Consider the following 17768-nt stretch of genomic DNA (forward strand, 5'->3'; position numbering starts at 1 on the left):
GGGGTTCAGGGGATGGTGCGGGCGATGAGCATCGCCACGTCGTCCTGTGCGGCTCCCGCGAGGAGCCGCTCGATGACCTCGTCGCACAGCGCGTCCAAGGGCCGGCCGAGGGGGCGGAGCGCTTCGGCGAGCTGCTGCATGCCCTGGTCGAGGTCCCGGTCGCGGGCTTCGATGAGGCCGTCCGTGTAGAGCACCAGGAGCCCGCCCTCGGGCAGGACGACCTCTTGGGTGCCGAAGTCGTGGACGCCGCTGCCCAGCGGGGTTCCGGGCGGCCCGTCGAGGAAGGCGATGGTGCCGTCCGGAGTGGCGACGGCGGGCGGCGGGTGCCCCGCTCGGGCGACGACCCAACTGCCCCGGGCCGGATCGTGGACGGCGTAGACGCACGTTGCCATCTCGTCCTCGCCGAGGTCCGCCACGACCGCGTCCAAGGAGCTGAGCATGCGCGTCGGTGGGATGTCGTGACGCGCCAGGGTCCGCACCGCCGTGCGCAGTTGGCCCATGACCGCGGCGGCGTGGATGCCGTGGCCCATGACGTCACCGATGACGAGTCCCGTCCTGCCGCCGGGGAGGGCGATGGCGTCGAACCAGTCGCCCCCCACGTCGTGCGAGCTCGCGGGGAGGTAGCGGCCGGTGAGTTCGAGGCCGGTGACGTCGGGGAGGGCGTTGTTGGTGAGGCTCCGCTGCAGGGTGAGGGCGGCCTGCCGCTGGGTGGTGTAGAGCCGGGCGTTGTCGATGTTGAGGGCCGCACGGGCGACGACCTCGTCGATGAGGACGCAGTCCTGTGCGTCGAAGGGTTCGCGGGTCCGCAACCGGGTGACCGTGATCGCGCCGAGCACCTGGCCCCGGGCCACCAGCGGGACGAGTCGTGCCGAGCCGATGCGGGTGGCGAAATAGGTGCGGAGGGCCTCGGTGCGCGGATCGGTGAAGAGCTCGGGGATGTCGGACACGTAGAGGTTGGTGGGCCGTCCGCGGAGAACGACCTGCTCGTACACGGAGTCCAGTGGGAGCTGGAAGGTCTGCCCGGGGGTGAGGAACGCGGTGGGGGCGGTCGGATCGGGGAAGCGGGCCGCAAGCCGGCGCAGCACCCCGCGGGTGGAGGCGGCCGAGTCGTCCGGTTCGAGCACGGATTCCAGCATCTGCACGTCGGCGGAGTCGGCGAGCTGGGGCACGAGGAACCGGACCGCCTCCTCGGCCGTCTGCTTCAGGTCCAGCGTGGTGCCGATCCGGGCCCCGGCCTCGGCGAGCAGGGCGAGGCGGTGACGGGCCCGCTCGACCTCGATGTGCGCCTCCTGGCTCTCGGTGATGTCGACCAGGGAGGCGATGATGCCGAGGGGCTGCCGCTCGGTGCGGTCGAAGAGCGGGGCGTACGAGCAGGACCAGATGTGGTCGCGGTCGGGGTCGGCGGGGGTGCGGCCGACCCGACGGGCGTCCGTGACGGCGGTGCCCGTCTCCAGCACCTGCCGCATGAGGGATTCGAGCGAGGCGGCGTTGACCCCGGGGACGACCTCGGTGAGGCGGTACCCCACGTGCCGGTCCGCCGGGACCCCGTTCATGTGGGCGAGGGTGTCGTTGACGCGGAGGAAGCGCAGATCCGGTCCGAGCAGGGCGAGCCCGATGGGCGACTGGGTGAAGAGGCTCTCCATGGCCGCCAGGTTCTCCCGCATCCGCAGGACCTCGGAGGTCTCGACGGCGATGAGCATCGCTCCCGGGCGTCCCTGCGGGTCGGCGGCCGGGACGATCCACATCTCCATGACCACCGTGTGGCCGTCGCGGTGGCGGACGGGCAGGGTGCCGACCATGGTCTCGCCCGCTTGCACCCGGTCGGTGAGCCGGTCGGCGAGTTCGCGGTTGGACTCGGGGACGAGGAGCGGGGTCGCGAGCCGCCCGAGCACGTGCTCGGGCCGGTGGCCGAGCAGGTCCTGCGCGGCGAGGGACCATTCGACGATGCGTCCCTCGGCGTCCTCGCGCCAGAGGGCGATCGGCAGCAGTTCGCGGAGCACGCCCGCGTCCCCGACGGCCGCCCGGGGCGGCTGCGGAACCCTGCTCGACGACTGGTGAGTCTCCAACGCACCGACCCTACGCATCGGCCTGGCCCCGAGGGGCGCATTCCCTACCGAATCACCCTAGCCGAGGAGGCCGCGGCGAGCGCTGCGCAGTACGGCCGATCGGTGGCGGACACGGGCGGCGAGCGGACCTCCGGACCAGCGGACCCCGGCGGGCAGCCTCGTCCGTCACGACCGGTGACGACGACGGCGTCCCGGCACGACCGTGCGTGCCCTCGGGTACGGGCACGGACCGGCGCGGGGCGCCCGCGCCGAGAACGCGCCACCGGGGCCGGTCCACCGTCCGTGAGCAGCCCCGGAGAAGGGGCGAGGACGACTGAAATTCGTTCCTGCCGCCCAAACGGACCGGATGACGCACGGGGAGGCGTCCGGCCCTGTGCACGTGACTCCCGCGCCCCGTCGCACGCCCTGTCAAAGGTGATCTTCCATCAGCACCCTGAACGCGGGGCAGGGCCGAGCGGGAGCAGGTGACCGGGTGGACACGGGCAGCGGCGTGGTCGGGAGCACCGATGTGTGCATCGTCGGGGCGGGCCCCGTGGGGCTCGCCCTCGCGATCGGACTGCGCCGCCTCTCGTTGCGCGTGCGGATCGTCGACAGGGCCCCGACGGCCCGGCACAAGGCGGGTCCCCTGGTGCTTTGGACGCGGGCCCGTCAAGCGCTCGACGTCCTGGGCGTGGGTGAACTCCTCCGACTGCGGGGGGTGGAGCTCGGCACGGTGACGCTCCACGCCCGGGACCGGGCCCTCGGCCCGCTCGGCACCGGCTGGGCCCTGCCGGCCCGCGCCCGTCCCCTCGCCGTCCAGCAGTACGACGTGGAGCGCCTCCTCCGGGAGGAACTCGCCCGGCTCGGCACCCGCGTCGAGTGGAACACCGAGGTGACCGACGTGGAGGTGCGCGAAGACCGGGCCGAGTTCACCCTTCGGCACGCGGGCGGCGCGGTCGAATCGACCGCGGCTCCGTGGATCGTCGGCTGCGACGGCACCGCCAGTGTGGTCAGGGACCGGCTCGGCATCCGGTTCGGGGGCCTTCTCCCCGCCGCCCCCCAGGTCGTCCTGGGGACCGCCCCGACCGGCCGGCCGCTCGGCTTGCGGCCCGACCTCGGGCACCTCTTCCTGGTGCCGCACCATTCCTTGCTCGTCTTCCCCCTGTCCGACGGAGGCTTCCGCTTCTTCTGCTTCCGCGACCGTCCGGAACCGGGGGCGACCGCCGCCCCGACCCAGGACGAGTTGCGGTCCCTGGTCGCGGACACCACCGGGGTGCCCGCGGTCCGGCTCGACGCGGCACGTCCCCGTCCGGACGGGGCTGCGCTCCACGGACGGATCGCCGCCGAGCTGCGCCGCGGACGGGCCCTGCTCGCGGGAGACGCGGCACACGCCTGGGCACCCGTCGGGGGCTTGGGAACGAACATCGGCATCCTCGGCGCCGTCAACCTGGCCTGGAAACTGGCCGCCGTGCAGGGGGGACAGGCCGACGAGGGGCTCCTGGACACGTACGACGCCGAGCAGCGGCTGACGGCCGTGCAGTACCTCCGGCACATGCGCTTCGACTTCATGGAACCGCCCCTGCCGCCCTTGGGCCACCGGGCGTTCGCGGCCACCGCTCCCGCCGCGTTCGTCCGAAGCGGCCTTCGCCCCGGAGCCGGCCTCCGCGCGGGCGCCCCGGGACGGAGCAGGGTGCCGGGCGATCACCGGGGCGGCCCGCTGTCCTGGCACCGCTCGGGGCGACACCGCCGCCGCGGCCCGCGGGCGGGCGACCGGATGCCGGACGTCAGGGTCCTCGTCCCCGGCGAAGGCGCACCGTCCGGCACCGGCTCTTCCCTCAGCACCGTCCCACGGACCGTTGCCCGTGGATTGCGCACGCTGCTCGGTTACGGGCGGTGGACGCTGGTCCTGTACGCCGCCCGGGCCGAGCCCGGGGTGGTCGACGGATTGCGCCGGGCGTGCGCACGGTTTCCCGTGCCGATCCGGATCCTGCCCGTCACCCCGCGGGACGACATCGAAGCCGGACGGCTCGGCCACCCCGACGTCCTGTGGCTCGTCCGGCCGGACGGGCACGTGGGCCTGGTCGCCCCCGTCACCCGCACCGCCCTGCTCCGCGCCTATCTCTCGGCGCTCGCCCCCAGCCGCGCGAGAGGGGTCCGGAAGTCCCGGTGGATGCTTCCCCTCCGCGGGCGGTGAAACGAGCGGGCCCGGATCGGTACGGCCTGCGCCGCCCTCCGACGGCAGGACCGTGGGCGCCCGGACGCGTCGGGCGCTCGCGGGCGGCACGGGGCGCAGCCGCTCGCCCGGCCCCTTCGGGGAACTCTTCTCCCCCCTCCCGCGTCATACCCCCCAAGGGTATACAGAGGAAGGGTTCCATGAACACGAGAAGACTGGCCGCACTCACTCCCGACCAAGCGCCGGGCCGCGCGGGCGACTTACTGGCAGACATCCTCGAACGGCACGGCTCCGTCGGTGAGATGGTGTCGACGATGGCCCATTCACCTGCCCTGCTCGATGGCTACCTCAGCCTGTCGCGGGCCATGAAGCGGGTGCGGATCCCCCGCGCCCTGAGCGAGAAGCTGTCGCTCGCCGTCCAGGAGTGGATCGGCTGCGGCACGTGCCGCGAGGCCCACCGGGAGGCGGGGCGGGCCGCAGGGCTGTCCGAGCTCGACATCGCCCTCGCGCGTCAGGGGACGTCGGCGGATCCGCGCGAGGCCGCCCTCATCGGGCTCGCCCTGCGGATCCTCGCCGAACCGGGTGCGCTCTCCGACGAGGACCTCGCCGACGTCCGGTCGCACGGCTGGAGCGACCGGATCATCGCCGAAGTGGTCGGCGTGGTCAGCCTCAACCTCCTGACCGGTGCCTTCAACCTCCTCGCGGGCATCCAGCCGGATCCGGCGGACTGAGGACCGGCCTCCCTGAAGGTCCCTGCCGGTCGTCGCACGGCCGTTCTTCCCCCACCGCGCGGGGGCGGAGCCGCCATGCGCGCGGAGTGCACGGGGCGTCAGGAGGTACCGGGCGCCGTGAACATGACGGCGGCCGTCGGAACGGTGGTCTCCGCATCGCTGCCGAGTGCGTACGCCGCGACGCGGGAGACCATCGCGGCCGGCACCACCCCGCTGATGCCCGGCGCGGCCGGAACGTCCTGGGTCGCATGGGCGTCGTACGGCACGACGACCCGATAGCCGCGCTCCAGGGCCGTGCGGGCCGTCGCTTGGACGCACATCTCCGACATCACCCCGCAGACGGCGACGGCCCGGACCCGCGCTCCGGCGAGCACGGCGCCCAGCTCGGTGTCCTGGAAGCCGTCGTCGTGGGGCTTGCGGATCACCTTCTCCGTGGGACCGGACCGCACCGGGTGGTGAAGCTCCCAGCCGGGCGTGTGCGGTTCGTCCTCGGCTCCGGGCGGTCCGTCGTTCTGCAGGTGGACGACAACGGATCCGGCCCGGCGTGCCCGGGCGATGAGGTCCGCCGTCCGGTCGACGAGGCGTTCGGCATCCGGCACGGCACCCCCTCCGGTGACGAAGGCGGACTGGACGTCCACGACGATCAGGGCGTCCACGGGCCGCACTCGCTGGGTCATCCCGCCATCATCACGCCCGCGCACCGGTTCGACCACGGGTTTTCGCGCTGCCGGAGACGGGCGCGCGCCGGCACCCCCACCCGGTCGGCTACGCTCACCGGCCACCGGTCAACGGTCAACAGTCAGGAAAGAGGAGTCCCATGGCGGGGTCGACGACGTCGGAGTGGTGGGAGGCCCTACCGGAGGGGCTGCGCGAGCAGGTCGACGGGTACGTCCTCCAGGACTCCCGGCTCCGGGCGACGCGCGTCGTCTGGGAGGCCTGTCGGAGCCGGGGGCTGCGGCTCCACGATGCCGAACTGGTCGTGCACGACAGGTACCTCGTGCACGGTGACCGCATCGCCCGCACCCCGTTGAGCCCGCTGGACCTGGCGTCCCTGTCCGCGCGCGCCTCCGGATGCCCGGGGCGGGTGGTCGCGATCGAAGCGGTCTGGGACGGCGACACCGTCCACGACTGGTTCGTGCTCCTCCTGGCCGTGTCGGCGGATCCTCCGGGTGATCACCACCTCGCCACCGTCCACCGCGAAACGGCCGTGCGGTACTGGGGCGATGCGTGGCGGGGTGGGAGTCGGCGCCCCGAAGCAGCAGCGGCCGACGCAGCCGGACGGGCCCTCGCCGAACACCTCGACGTCCCCTTCCACTTCGCGAGTCCGGACACCCCGGACGACGAGGTGCCGCGCTGGCAGCCGTGAGCACCGGGCAAGCCGTCCCCGGGCGCCGGCGCGAGCGACGCGGGGCCCGTGACAGCCGGCGTGCTCCCCGTACGCACGCGGAGGACCGGGCGGGTTCCGGCGTGTGCGTCGTGCCGGGCCAGGATCCGCCCCGAGGACCACGCTTCGCTCCCCATGGAATCCTGCCACCGGCATCCACACGTCAGGTGCCTTGGTCGAACGGGCCCCCGTCGGTGGGCGCAGGTGCACGGGGGAATCGGCCGCACCCGGGGCCGTCGGTGCCCCCGTGGGCCGCTGCCCGTGACGCCTCGGACACCAGCAGGCGGACCCCTCATGGGTTCGCCCCCAAGGGCCGACCACCCGCCAGCAGTGCCCCCCAGCTCACAGGGCCGTCCGCCTAGCCGCCGTCACCCCGCCGGACGGCACGGGCGAGGAGCCAGCGCCCCGAGAGGCCGGTGCCGAGCAGACCGGCGACGAGGGCGAGGAGCGACGCACCCGGACCCGAGGTCCAGTCGACCGCAGGGGCGTGGACGGCGAGGACCAGGGCGAGCGCGAGGGCGATCACCGCAACGGCACCGAGTGCGGGGCGGATGCGGTCCAGGTCGTCCTCCACGAGGGAGCCGAGGACGCCGACGCCGAGCGCCAGCGCCCACACCCCGAGGCCCTGTGCATCGGCGCGGTTCGTGGTCCACGGGAGCAACGCGCCCCAGAAGGCGGGGAAGCAGACCAGACCGGCGCCGATGCCGAGCCAACCGGAGCCCAGCACGGCGAGCAGCGGCTTCGACCAGGCGGGCAGGGGGGCGACCCGCCTCCGCTCCCCCTCGTCGACGGCCCTTCCCCGGGCGGCGGCCGGGCGACGGTACTGCGCGACCAGGCAGCCCAGGGCCGCGAGGGCGAGGGCGCCGAGGACGGCGACCCAGCCGAGGCTGAACAACGCGAGGAACAACGGCCCGCCCCGTACCGCCTGAAGGGACCCGGCATTGAGGAGGGTCACCACGAAGAGGCCGACGAGGACGATGACGAGCGGAAGCACCAGGCACCGGGCCTCCTCCCAGACGCGGGCCCGGCCGACCGTGAACAGGGCGGGCGCGACACCGACCATGGCCGCGCCGAGGAGGCCCGGGCTCAGCGCCTCGGGCGAGACCCAAGCGCCCGCCGCGTGCCCGGCCAGGCTCGCCGCGGTGAGCAGCCCGCCGACGGCGAAGCCGATGCCTCCCACCACGCCGCTCAGGAGCACGACCGCGGGGGAGACCTCCCGCCCGTCGGGGGTTCCGGCGTCCGTGGCCGTCGTCTGCGGCGTGCGGTTCATCCCCGGCCCCCTTCCGGTGCGGCGCCCGTGGCGGCCGGTGCTTCCGCCGCCTTCGGTCCCCGCCCCCGTACGGCCGGCGGTTCCGTGGCGCGCCCCGTCCGTTGGAGGGTTTCCCGGGCGTGGAGGATGCGCAGGCTGACCGTGGTGACGGCGGCGTAGGCGAGGACGCCGCAGCCGGTGCCCACCGCTGCGACGAGGGCCGTCATCCGGTCGAGCCCCAGGGTCCCTTCGAGGACCGGCGCGGTGACGGCCGAGAAGGCGGGGGCGAGGCACAGTGCGACGAGGTGCAGTGACCACTCCTCGCGCGGCCAGTGGGCCCCCCGGATGCCGGCCCGTGCCGCCCGCACGGCGAGGACGGCATAGGTCACCGCGTACGGGACGAGGTACGCGACGAGCAGGCGCCGCCCGGCGGCACCCTCGTCGAGGAACGCCGCCGTGATCCACCCGAGTCCCGCTGCGCCGGCGAGGTGGGCGGTCAGCCGCACCGGCAGCGGGCACCAGGTGCCGGTGAGGCCGGGCACGGTGGCGCGCCGGTCGAGGGCGCGGGAGGCGAGGAGCGCTCCGAAGGCGACCAGGGCTCCGAGGTGCATGATCGCGACGCGGTTGATGTCGAGGATGCCGAGCCCGGGGTAGAGGGAGGGCAGCAGACCCCATTCGAGGCGCAGCAGCGGAGCGGTCATCAGGAATCCGTAGCAGAGGAGCATCCAGCGCTGGTGGAGGTCCGGGAAGCCGCGGAGAGCGGCGAGGACGCCGAAGGTCACGCTGCCAACGGTCCCGACCAGGATCGTGGCGAGGACGATCCAGAACGCGGCTCCGCTGAAGGCCTCTTCCGGTGGGGTGCGCACGAGGTAGAGGGCCGCACCCGCCATCGAGGCGTACACGGTGACGACGAAGAGGGTCCCGGCCGCGCGGTGGAGCCGGATGCGGCGGCGGACGGCGGAGAGCAGCTGCACGGGACCGAGCAGCATCAGGAGGCCGCCCAGGACGGAGTGCACGATCAGGGGGACGAGGCTCCGCCCGTACGGTCCGATGCGGTCGCGCACGGCTTCGGCCACGAACTCCGGGGAGACGGTGCGTCCGAGGAGCCATTCACCGGGCGCCGGGGCTCCCGGTCGGGCGTACGGCCAGAGTTCGGTCATGGCGATGGGGGCGTACGTCAGGCAGACCACCGTCACCACCACGGCGGCCACTCTGCCCCCGCTCCACCTCGTGCTCGTCGTGCGTCCCACGGCACCCCCTCAACCAATGGTCCCATCTGGACTATGGAGGAAGGTAGGGCGGACGGCGGCCGGGGTCAACCGGTCGGTAACAAAGGTCCGTCGGAGGATTCAGGGCTCCCGGCCCTCCACCCACTGCCAGAAGTCGACCATCATCCGCTCGTAGCGGATGCCGAACTCCAGCGCCTCGCGCTGTCCGCGCGTCAGCAGCTCTCCGACCTCGTGGGCCAGTTCCTCGTACCCGTCGAGGGTCTTGCGGTGCTCCTCGATCTGGACCGGGGCGTGGAGGCGCGGACTGGCGCCGAACCACAGCTTGAGGATGCCCCTCTCGCGTGCCTCGACCGGCACGAAGGCGGGGTCGGCGAGCCAGCCGCGCAGGGCCGCTGCACCCTCTGCGGTGAGGCTCATCAGGCGGCGGTTCCGACCGCCCGATTGGCGCACTTCGGAGAGCAGCCCGGCCCCCAGGAGCCGGTCGCACTGCGCGTACACCTGTGCGTGCGGCATGGACCAGAACGGGGCCACGGTCCGCGCGGCCTCCACCTTCACGTCATAGGGACTCGCTTCGCCCAGCTTGTCGATGATGCCGAGGACGAGGAAGGAAGGCGTGGTCAAACGGACTTCAGACATGCGGCGACGGTATCGCGGCGGGCCCGCGGGACGTCCCGGACGCGTCCCCGTCCCGGGTGCGTCCCCGCCCCGGACGCTTCCTCGCTCAGGACGCACCCGGACCCGGCGGACACCGGCTCCTACCGGACCGGCCCCGTCGTGCCGGGTCCGGCCACCAGTCGGACGGTCGGGCCGGGCAGGGACGGCTTCCTGGCGGGGTCCGACGGATCACCGACCTCCGGAGGCTCGGCGGACCGCACCGCTCCGGCGCGATCCGGCCGGGCGGAGGCATCGGGCCGGGCGGAGGGGTCCGGCGGCCCCGCCTCCGGGCGGAGCAGTTCGCCCAACTCGGTGAGCCGGATGAGTCGCAGGATCCACGGCTGATCGCAGACGAGCCGCCAGTGCGCACTGCGCCGGCGCATGCGCCCGGCACAGTGGGCGAGGAGGCCGAGTCCGCTGGCGTCGCAGAAGGTGAGGCCGCGGATGTCGACGGTCAGGGCGTCGGACTCCCGGGCGAGGGCGTCGAGCTCGGGCCGCAGGTCTCGCACCAGGACGAGGTCGAGCTCGCCGCGGAGGGTCGCGACGGTGACGCCGCTGGTCGAGCGGACGACCAGAGAGGGGTCATGACGGGGGATCAACTGCATCGGACGCTCCACAGGGTGGCTCCATGTGTCACGTCGAGCGTGGCCGTCCCGCCGGAGGAAGGGACGTTTCGCCTCGGCCGCTGTCACCTGAACCGGTGAACCTTCGCCCTCTTTTCTCTCGTTCGGGTGCACGGTCGCCGCAATTCTGATCGAGGGGGTGACGCCGTGCGCCCGAGGACGCGACGCCCCCGGGGACGGCGAGCGGCGCGGAGGGCCGCCCCCGCACGATCGCGGGAACGGCCCTGGGAAACGACCACCGGCGTCAGCCCGAGAAGCGGGCCATCCACGCCTCGACCTCGTCCGCGGAACGCGGCAGCGCGGCGGACAGGTTCTCGTGCCCCTCGGCGGTGACGACCAGGTCGTCCTCGATGCGCACGCCGATGCCGCGCCATTCCTCGGGGACGGTCAGGTCGTCCGCCTGGAAGTACAGTCCCGGCTCGACGGTCAGCACCATGCCCGGCTCCAGAACGCCGTCGACGTAGTCCTCCGTGCGGGCGTGCGCGCAGTCGTGGACGTCCAGGCCCAGCATGTGGCCGGTGCCGGCCATCGTGAAGCGGCGCTGGAGACCGAGGTCGTACGCGCGGTCGGCGGGCCCTTCGATGAAGCCCCACTCGACCAGACGCGCTGCCAGGTGACGCTGGGAGGCCTCGTGGAAGTCGCGGTACGCGGCGCCCGGCTTCACCGCAGCCATGCCCGCTTCCTGCGCCTCGTACACCGCGTCGTACACCTGGCGTTGGACGGGGGTGAAGGTGCCGCTGATGGGGAGGGTCCGGGTGACGTCGGCGGTGTAGAGGGAGTGGGTCTCCACGCCGGCGTCGAGCAGGAGGAGCTCACCGGGGCGGACCGGGCCGTCGTTGTCCGTCCAGTGCATGATGGTGGCGTGGTCGCCGGCCGCGCAGATCGAACCGTAGCCGACGTGGTTGCCCTCCAGACGGGCCCGGCGGAAGAAGGTCCCCTCGATCCACCGCTCGGACGAGGCGACCGCCCGGGAGAGCTCGCCCACGCAGTCGACGAAGCCCCGCACGGTGGAATCCACCGCCTTGCGCATCTCGCCGAGCTCCCACGCGTCCTTGACCAGTCGGAGGTCGCTGAGCACCCCTTCCAGTTCGGTGTCCCGGTCCTCATCGGTGGAAACGGCGGCTTCGAGGACCGGGTCGATGCCGCGGACGATCCGGGTCGGCACGCCGGAGCCGGCGGCCAGGTCCCGGGCGATGGTGCGGACGTCGCGGCAGTCGAGCCCGAGGACGGTCGCGGCCTCCGCGAGGGAACGGCGACGGCCCATCCAGAGCTCGGCCGTGTAGCCGAGCCAGAACTCGTCGTCGTCGCGGCCGTCGCGGGGCAGTTGGTAGCAGTACGCGTCGTGGCCGCCGTCGGGGCGGGGTTCGAGGACGAGCGCGCCGTCGCGCGCCTGGTCCCCGGTCATGTGGACGTAACCCGAGTACGAGCGGAACGGATAGGGGTCGTCGTTGGAGCGGATCTTGAGGTTCCCCGAGGGGACGACGAGGCGCTCGCCGGGGAAACGCGCGGAGAGCGCGGCGCGGCGGCGGGCCGCGTAGGGGGCCTGCTCCGCAGGTTCGAGGTCGTGCCGTTCGGTGTCCGCCCAGCCCGTCCGCATCAGGGCGGAGAGCTCCTCGGAGACACCGTCGTAGAGGCCGTTCTTGCGACCCTTCGCCACGTCCTGCACCTTCTTTCCGGAGGGGTTGTGGACCGCCGGTCCTCGGCGGCAACCGGACGGTACCCGGCCCGGGCCCCGCCGGTTGCCGAAGAGCGTCAGTGGCACGAATCGGCCATACGCGGTCGGGGGAAGCTCCCCGGGCGGGTCGATAATGCCGTGCATGGTGAACGGGAAGCTCGGCGAGGCACTCCGACTGTTGGGGATCGGCGAAGGGGCCCGCCGGGTCTACGTCCGGCTGCTGGACCTCGGGCCGGCGCCACTGGGCGCCGTGGGTGCCGCGGCCGGCCTGGAGGGCGCCGAGCTCACGACGGCCTACGGCGAACTGGTCGACGCGGGTCTGGCGAGCGCGGCGACCGACGACCGTGACCTGGTGGCCCCCGTGCCGCCCGCCGCGGGGCTGGAGATCCTGGGCAGGCACCGGGCCGCCGAGCTGGACGAGTCGCGGATCACCGTCGGAGGCGCGTTCGAGTCGTTCCGGCGACAGCGGCTCGCCGCGTACAACGACGACCTGGTCGAAGTGGTGACCGGCGACGCGGTCGGCCCCCGCATGCGGCACGCCTGGACGAGCGCACGCGAACAGATCCGGCAGCTGGACTCGCCGCCGTACTTCCCGCTGCCCAGCGCCACCGAGGACGCGCTGTCGACCCTGGCGCGCGGGGTGACCCAGCGCGTCGTCTACTCACAGGCCTCGCTGGAGTACCCGGGGCAGCTGGAATCGGCGATCGAGCCGTGCATCGAGGCGGGCGAACAAGCACGGGTGCTGCCGGCGGTGCCGGTGAAGCTGGTGATCATCGACGAGGCCTACGCCATGGTCTCGCTCTCCATCAAGGAGGCCGACGTCCACAACAGCATGCTCGTGGTGCAGCCGTGCGGCCTGCTCTCCGCGCTCGTGGCGCTGTTCGAGCAGGCCTGGCAGGGCGCGCTCCCCCTGCACGGCCGCTCCGCGCGCCCGGCGGGCCTGTTGCCCGCCGACCGCCGGCTGCTGCGGCTCCTCGCGGGGGGCACCGGCGACGAGGTGATCGCCCGGGAGCTCGGGGTCAGCCGGCGCACGCTCTTCCGTCGGATCCAGGTCCTCATGGCGCGGCTGGGCGCCACGAGCCGCTTTCAGATGGCGCTGCAGGCGCAGCGTTCGGGATGGCTGTGACGGGGTGACCCGCGATCGGCCGGGGCCGCCGGACCAGGTGTCGGTGGAGAAAGGTATGGACCAGGGCGCTGTTGTGGGCGGCCTGTTCGTTGTCCCCGGCTCCGGCGTGACCGCCTCCGGTGTTCTCGTGGAACAGGACCGGATGACCGAGTTCGCGCAGCCGCGCCGCCGCCTTGCGGGCGTGGCCGGGATGGACGCGGTCGTCGCGGGTGGAGGTCATCAGGAGTACCGGGGGGTAGGACCGGTCGGCGGCGATGCGGTGGTAGGGAGAGAGGTCCCGCAGGTGGGCGAGGTCGGTGCCGTCGTCCGGGTCGCCGTACTCGGCGATCCAGGAGGCACCCGCGAGGAGCTTGTGGAAGCGGGTCATGTCGAGCAGCGGCACCTGCGCGACGATCGCGCCGAAGAGTTCCGGGTACCGGGTGAGCATCGCGCCCATGAGCAGGCCGCCGTTGCTGCCCCCTGCCGCGCCCAACTGCGCCGGGGTGGTGACGCCCCGGGCGACGAGGTCCTCGGCGACGGCCGCGAAGTCCTCGAAGGCCCTGGGGCGGTTCTCGCCGAGCGCGGCCTGGTGCCAGTCGGGACCGTACTCGCCGCCGCCCCGGATGTTCGCGATGACGTAGGTGCCGCCGTGCTCCAGCCAGGCCCGGCCCGTGACCGCGCCGTAGAAGGGGGTGAGGGAGACCTCGAAGCCCCCGTAGCCGTAGAGCAGGGTGGGGCCGGGCCCGGTGGTGGCGTGATCGGGGCCGATGACGAAGTACGGCACCCGGGTGCCGTCGCGGGAGGTGGCGAAGGACTGCGTCACCGAAAGGCCGGCCGTGTCGAAGCGGTGCGGGGCCTGCTTGAGGACCTCCTGGTCGGCGCCGATGCGGCCGCGGCGGAGGCTGGAGGGCTGGAGGAAGCCCGACACGTCGAGGAAGTACTCGTCGGAGGCGTCCGGATCGGTGTCCACGACGCTGACGGCGGACAGCGCGGGCACGCCGAGGAGCGGAGCGCGTGTCCAACCGGCACCGTCGGACCCCGGGGTGAGGACCTCGACGTGCGTGCTGACGTCGCGCATCGTCTCCAGGATCAGGTGGTGACGGGTCCAGGAGTGCCCGGCGAGCGCCGTGCGCTCGTCCGGCGCGAACAGCACCTCGGGGGTGCGGTCGCCCGCGAGGAAGGCCTCGAAGTCGAACGCGAGGAGGGCGCCGGTGGGCTGTCCGAGCCAGTCGGACTTGAGCGTGACGAGCAGGTGCCGTCGGTGGACGTCGATGAGGGCGTCCTCGGGGACGTCGATGCGTACGGTCGTGCCGTCGGGCCGCAGGAGACGGGTCTCGCTGCGGAAGAAGTCCAGCGAGCGGCCGACGAGGTCCCGCTCGAAGCCCGGCGTGTCGTCGTGCTGCCCCCAGGCCGACACGTCCGCGGCCTCGGCCTCGAAGACGACTTCGGACGCATCGATCGGGGTGCCGCGCCGCCAGCGGCGGACCGTTCGCGGATAACCGGAGTCGGTCAGCGAGCCCGGCCCGGTGTCGGTACCGAGGAAGACGGTGTCGGCGTCGATCCAACCGATCTGGGTCTTCGCCTCCGGCACCCGGAAGCCGTCCTCGACGAACTCCCCCGCCAGGAGGTCGAACTCACGGACGACGACGGCGTCACCGCCGTCCCGTGACAGCCGCACCAGGGCCCGCTCGTGGTCGGGGCGGCGCACCTGCGCGCCGCCCCAGATCCACTTCTCGCCCTCGGCGGCGGCCAGTGCGTCGACGTCGAGGAGGACCTCCCACTCGGGCGCGTCCGTGCGGTACCGCTCCAGGGTCGTGCGCCGCCACACCCCGCGCACGTGCTCGGCGTCGCGCCAGAAGTTGTAGAGGTGGGCGCCGCGCCGGACGGTGTAGGGAATGCGGTCCGAGGCGTCGAGCACTTCCCGCAGGCGCGCCTTGAGGGGGGCGAAGCCGGCGTCGGCACCCAGCACGTCCGCCGTCTCGGCGTTCCGCTCGGCCACCCACGCGAGGGCGGCCTCGCCGGAGATGTCTTCCAGCCACAGGTACGGGTCGTCATCGCTCACCCCCGTATTGTGCCGGCCGACCGCCGGGGGCAGGGGGGAGGTGGTTCAGTTCCGGCCTTCGCGACGGAGCCGCGCCGAGAGGTGGTGCTGGAGCGGGCGGCCGACGGCCGCGAGGTCATGGACGAAGTCGAGGGTGTCCTCGTCGGAGAGGACGTAACGGCGGCGGGTGGCCTCGACCTGCTTGGCCGTGGGCGCGAGGGCGACCTGTCCGGTGGTGAGGTCGACGGTGCCGCCGTCCGCACGGCCGACGGCGAGTTCCGCGACGCCGGTGGGCTGGGTGATCAGCGCCTCGACCCGCCCCTCTGGCTGTAGGCGCCACCAACCGCTCTCCCGGGCCGACGGCCGCAGCGGGGTGCCGTCCTCGCCGATCAGCCAGGCCCGCGCCTCGTAGTGCAGGAAGGGGCGCCCGTCATGGCTGAAGGTGACCTCCTGGGCGTACGCGAAGTCCTCGGCGAGCGTGGGGTACCCGCCGCGCCCGCGGCCGACCCAGGTGCCGAGCAGTCCGGTGACGGGGGCGAGGAGCGGGTGCGGCGCGGGCGACTCCTCCGGACGGAGCGCATCGGGGTACGGGTGCCGTCGGTCGCGGTCGTTCATGGGAGGGCTCCTGGGTCGGGGGCTGTGCCGCGTGGCAGCTTAGGCGCGTTTCGGGAGGAGCTCCGGCCGCCCGACGGGGCGGGAGGGGCTCTCGGGGCGCGCCCGGCACCGTCGGCCCGCGTGCCGCGGGAGGGGCGGTGCGGGAAGAAGCACCCCCCTGCCGCAGTTGGTGGAAGCGTGAACGATTTCGGGTTCGAAGGGGTCAGGACGGTGGACGTCGTCGTCATCGGCGCCGGGCAGGCGGGGCTCTCGGCCGCCTTCCACCTGCGGCGCGGGGGCCTGGAGCCGGACCGGGACTTCGTCGTCCTGGACCACGCACCGGCCCCTGGGGGTGCCTGGCAGTTCCGCTGGCCCTCCCTCACGTACGGCAAGGTCCACGGCATGCACGCCCTGCCCGGGATGGAACTGACCGGGGCCGATCCCACACGCCCCTCGTCGGAGGTGATCGGTGCGTACTTCGATGCCTACGAGCGGACGTTCGACCTGCGGGTGCACCGGCCCGTCGACGTGACGGCCGTCCGGGACGACGAGGGGGGTCGGCTCCGGGTCGACACCTCGGAGGGCGTCTACGCGACGCGCGCCCTGATCAACGCGACCGGCACGTGGGACCGGCCGTTCTGGCCCCGCTACCCCGGCCAGGAGACCTTCTGGGGCCGCCAACTGCACACCGCCGGGTACCCGGGGCCGGAGGAGTTCGCCGGAAAGCGGGTGCTCGTGGTCGGCGGCGGGGCTTCGGGCACCCAGCACCTCATGGAGATCGCCGAGGTGGCGGCGGGGACGACCTGGGTGACCCGGCGCGAGCCCGTCTACCGAGAGGGACCCTTCGGGGAGGCGGAGGGGCGTGCGGCCGTCGCGCTCGTGGAGGACCGGGTGCGCCGCGGGCTGCCGCCGCGGAGCGTCGTCTCCGTCACCGGACTTCCCCTCGACGAGGCGATCCGGGCGGCCAGGGCGCGCGGGGTCCTGGACCGTCTGCCGATGTTCGACCGGATCACCCCGACCGGGGTGGCCTGGGACGACGGCCGGAGCATCGACGTGGACGTCATCCTCTGGGCGACCGGGTTCCGGGCGGCGATCGACCATCTGGCGCCGCTGCGGCTGCGCGAGGCCGGCGGCGGCATCCGGGTCGAGGGCACGCGTGCGGTGAAGGACCGACGCGTCCACCTCGTCGGCTACGGTCCCTCGGCCTCGACGATCGGTGCCAATCGGGCCGGGCGCGCTGCCGCCTCCGACGTGCGCCGTCTCCTCGGTCGCGGCCTGGTCACCGCCCCGGGCGTCTGAGCGCCCGCGCTTCAGCCCCGCTCGGCGGCCCTGTTGGCGTTGAACTCGGCCACGTTCGCCCGGTGCGTCGTGTAGTCGGCGGTGAAGCGGGTGTCTCCGGGGGCCACCGTGACGAAGTAGAGCCAGTCGCCGTCCGCCGGGTTGATCACTGCGTTCAGGGCCTCGTCCCCGGGGTTGCCGATGGGCGTCGGCGGCAACCCCTTGCGGGCATAGGTGTTGTAGGGGCTCGTGGACTCGGTGTCCGCGTAGGTCGTGTCGAGGGTGCTGCGCCCGAGGCCGTAGTTGAGGGTCGAGTCCATTTGGAGCGCCATGCCCCGGGCGAGACGGTTGTGGACGACTCGGGCCACCTTCGCCATGTCCTCCGGGTTGTCGGCCTCGGCCTGGACGATGCTGGCCGCGATGACCGTCTCGTACACGCTGAGTCCGTGCGTCCGGGCCCCCTCGGTGATCCGCGCGGTCCCGAAGCGCTTGCCCGCGGTGTCCGCCATGAAGCGCAGCAGCCCCTCCGGGGTGGTGGCCGAGAGCACCGGATAGGTGGCGGGGAAGAGATAGCCCTCGGGGTTGTCGTGGGCCGCCGTGGGCAGCGGGAGGGCGCCGGGAGCGGTCGCGATCTTCCGTGCACTCCCCTCGGACAGTCCGAGGGCCCGGTCGACGGCCGCGAAGACCTGCGCGGCGCGCCAGCCCTCCGGCACGAGGAGCGTGCGGGGCTGCTCGACGGCCGGTTCGTCGTCGGAGACCAGCGGTGGAACGGTGACCGCGACGGCCACGAGCAGGACGGCACCGAGGAGCAGGGCGAGTCGACCGCGTCGGGTGAGACGGGCCCGTCGGGGAGCCTGGAGCGCGGCGGCACGGCGGGCGGGCCCGGGCAGGGAGGGGCGGCGGGGACGGCGCGGGGGTGCGTACGGTGACGGCGGCCGGTACGTCATGGCCGCACGCTAACCCGGTGCGGACCCGAATGCCGGGAGC

At 73.5% G+C, this 17768-nt stretch carries 15 protein-coding genes; 5 read left to right on the plus strand and 10 right to left on the minus strand.

Annotated features, from left to right (window positions below; genetic code table 11):
- Positions 1–5 precede the first annotated feature (5 nt).
- A complete protein-coding gene (locus tag ACFW22_RS19630; RefSeq protein ID WP_386405995.1) occupies positions 6–2066 on the minus strand; it encodes a SpoIIE family protein phosphatase in 2061 nt (686 codons plus the stop codon).
- A 472-nt stretch (positions 2067–2538) separates the two neighbouring features.
- Between ACFW22_RS19630 and ACFW22_RS19635 the strand changes: the two genes are divergently transcribed.
- Together ACFW22_RS19635 and ACFW22_RS19640 are read left to right on the plus strand one after the other, a co-directional pair.
- On the plus strand, positions 2539–4239 hold the full coding sequence (locus tag ACFW22_RS19635) for an FAD-dependent monooxygenase (protein ID WP_386405998.1): 1701 nt from the start codon (positions 2539–2541) through the stop codon (positions 4237–4239).
- Between the two features lie 179 nt (positions 4240–4418).
- On the plus strand, positions 4419–4949 hold the full coding sequence (locus ACFW22_RS19640) for a carboxymuconolactone decarboxylase family protein (protein WP_386406001.1): 531 nt from the start codon (positions 4419–4421) through the stop codon (positions 4947–4949).
- A gap of 98 nt (positions 4950–5047) precedes the next feature.
- On the opposite strand, the gene ACFW22_RS19645 is transcribed toward ACFW22_RS19640, so the two are convergent.
- Positions 5048–5626 carry an isochorismatase family protein gene (locus tag ACFW22_RS19645; RefSeq protein ID WP_386406004.1) on the minus strand — a complete coding sequence of 193 codons (579 nt, stop codon included), beginning with the start codon at positions 5624–5626 and terminating at the stop codon, positions 5048–5050.
- 140 nt (positions 5627–5766) lie between these two features.
- Between ACFW22_RS19645 and ACFW22_RS19650 the strand changes: the two genes are divergently transcribed.
- Entirely contained in the window at positions 5767–6315 is a 549-nt protein-coding gene (locus tag ACFW22_RS19650; RefSeq protein WP_386406007.1) for a hypothetical protein, read from the plus strand.
- 376 nt (positions 6316–6691) lie between these two features.
- On the opposite strand, the gene ACFW22_RS19655 is transcribed toward ACFW22_RS19650, so the two are convergent.
- From ACFW22_RS19655 to ACFW22_RS19675, 5 genes are all read right to left on the minus strand, one after another.
- Entirely contained in the window at positions 6692–7603 is a 912-nt protein-coding gene (locus tag ACFW22_RS19655; RefSeq protein WP_386406010.1) for a hypothetical protein, read from the minus strand.
- Positions 7600–8784 carry a DUF2306 domain-containing protein gene (locus ACFW22_RS19660; RefSeq protein WP_386406013.1) on the minus strand — a complete coding sequence of 395 codons (1185 nt, stop codon included), beginning with the start codon at positions 8782–8784 and terminating at the stop codon, positions 7600–7602. The genes ACFW22_RS19655 and ACFW22_RS19660 overlap by 4 nt, the downstream gene beginning before the upstream one ends.
- A 147-nt stretch (positions 8785–8931) precedes the next feature.
- Positions 8932–9447, minus strand: coding sequence for a PadR family transcriptional regulator (locus tag ACFW22_RS19665; protein ID WP_386406016.1), 516 nt, complete (start codon positions 9445–9447; stop codon positions 8932–8934).
- A gap of 119 nt (positions 9448–9566) precedes the next feature.
- On the minus strand, positions 9567–10070 hold the full coding sequence (locus ACFW22_RS19670; protein WP_386406019.1) for an STAS domain-containing protein: 504 nt from the start codon (positions 10068–10070) through the stop codon (positions 9567–9569).
- A gap of 262 nt (positions 10071–10332) precedes the next feature.
- On the minus strand, positions 10333–11745 hold the full coding sequence (locus ACFW22_RS19675; protein ID WP_386406022.1) for an aminopeptidase P family protein: 1413 nt from the start codon (positions 11743–11745) through the stop codon (positions 10333–10335).
- A gap of 160 nt (positions 11746–11905) precedes the next feature.
- On the opposite strand from ACFW22_RS19675, the gene ACFW22_RS19680 reads away from it, so the two are divergent.
- The gene (locus ACFW22_RS19680) at positions 11906–12889 is read left to right on the plus strand and encodes a LuxR family transcriptional regulator (protein ID WP_386406025.1); all 984 of its coding nucleotides are present in this window, start codon (positions 11906–11908) and stop codon (positions 12887–12889) included.
- On the opposite strand, the gene ACFW22_RS19685 is transcribed toward ACFW22_RS19680, so the two are convergent.
- Together ACFW22_RS19685 and ACFW22_RS19690 are read right to left on the minus strand one after the other, a co-directional pair.
- The gene (locus ACFW22_RS19685) at positions 12819–14930 is read right to left on the minus strand and encodes a prolyl oligopeptidase family protein (protein ID WP_386406028.1); all 2112 of its coding nucleotides are present in this window, start codon (positions 14928–14930) and stop codon (positions 12819–12821) included. The genes ACFW22_RS19680 and ACFW22_RS19685 overlap by 71 nt on opposite strands.
- A gap of 45 nt (positions 14931–14975) precedes the next feature.
- Positions 14976–15524, minus strand: a complete 549-nt coding sequence (locus tag ACFW22_RS19690) for an FABP family protein (protein ID WP_386406031.1) — start codon at positions 15522–15524, stop codon at positions 14976–14978.
- A gap of 177 nt (positions 15525–15701) precedes the next feature.
- Here ACFW22_RS19690 and ACFW22_RS19695 point away from each other — a divergent pair, with 177 nt between their 5' ends.
- A complete protein-coding gene (locus tag ACFW22_RS19695) occupies positions 15702–16802 on the plus strand; it encodes an NAD(P)-binding domain-containing protein (protein ID WP_386406034.1) in 1101 nt (366 codons plus the stop codon).
- 11 nt (positions 16803–16813) lie between these two features.
- Here the strand turns inward: ACFW22_RS19695 and mltG are convergent, their stop codons facing one another.
- The gene (mltG, locus tag ACFW22_RS19700) at positions 16814–17728 is read right to left on the minus strand and encodes an endolytic transglycosylase MltG (RefSeq protein WP_386406037.1); all 915 of its coding nucleotides are present in this window, start codon (positions 17726–17728) and stop codon (positions 16814–16816) included.
- Positions 17729–17768 lie beyond the last annotated feature (40 nt).

Source organism: Streptomyces sp. NPDC058872, from assembly GCF_042743065.1.
Classification (GTDB): domain Bacteria; phylum Actinomycetota; class Actinomycetes; order Streptomycetales; family Streptomycetaceae; genus Streptomyces.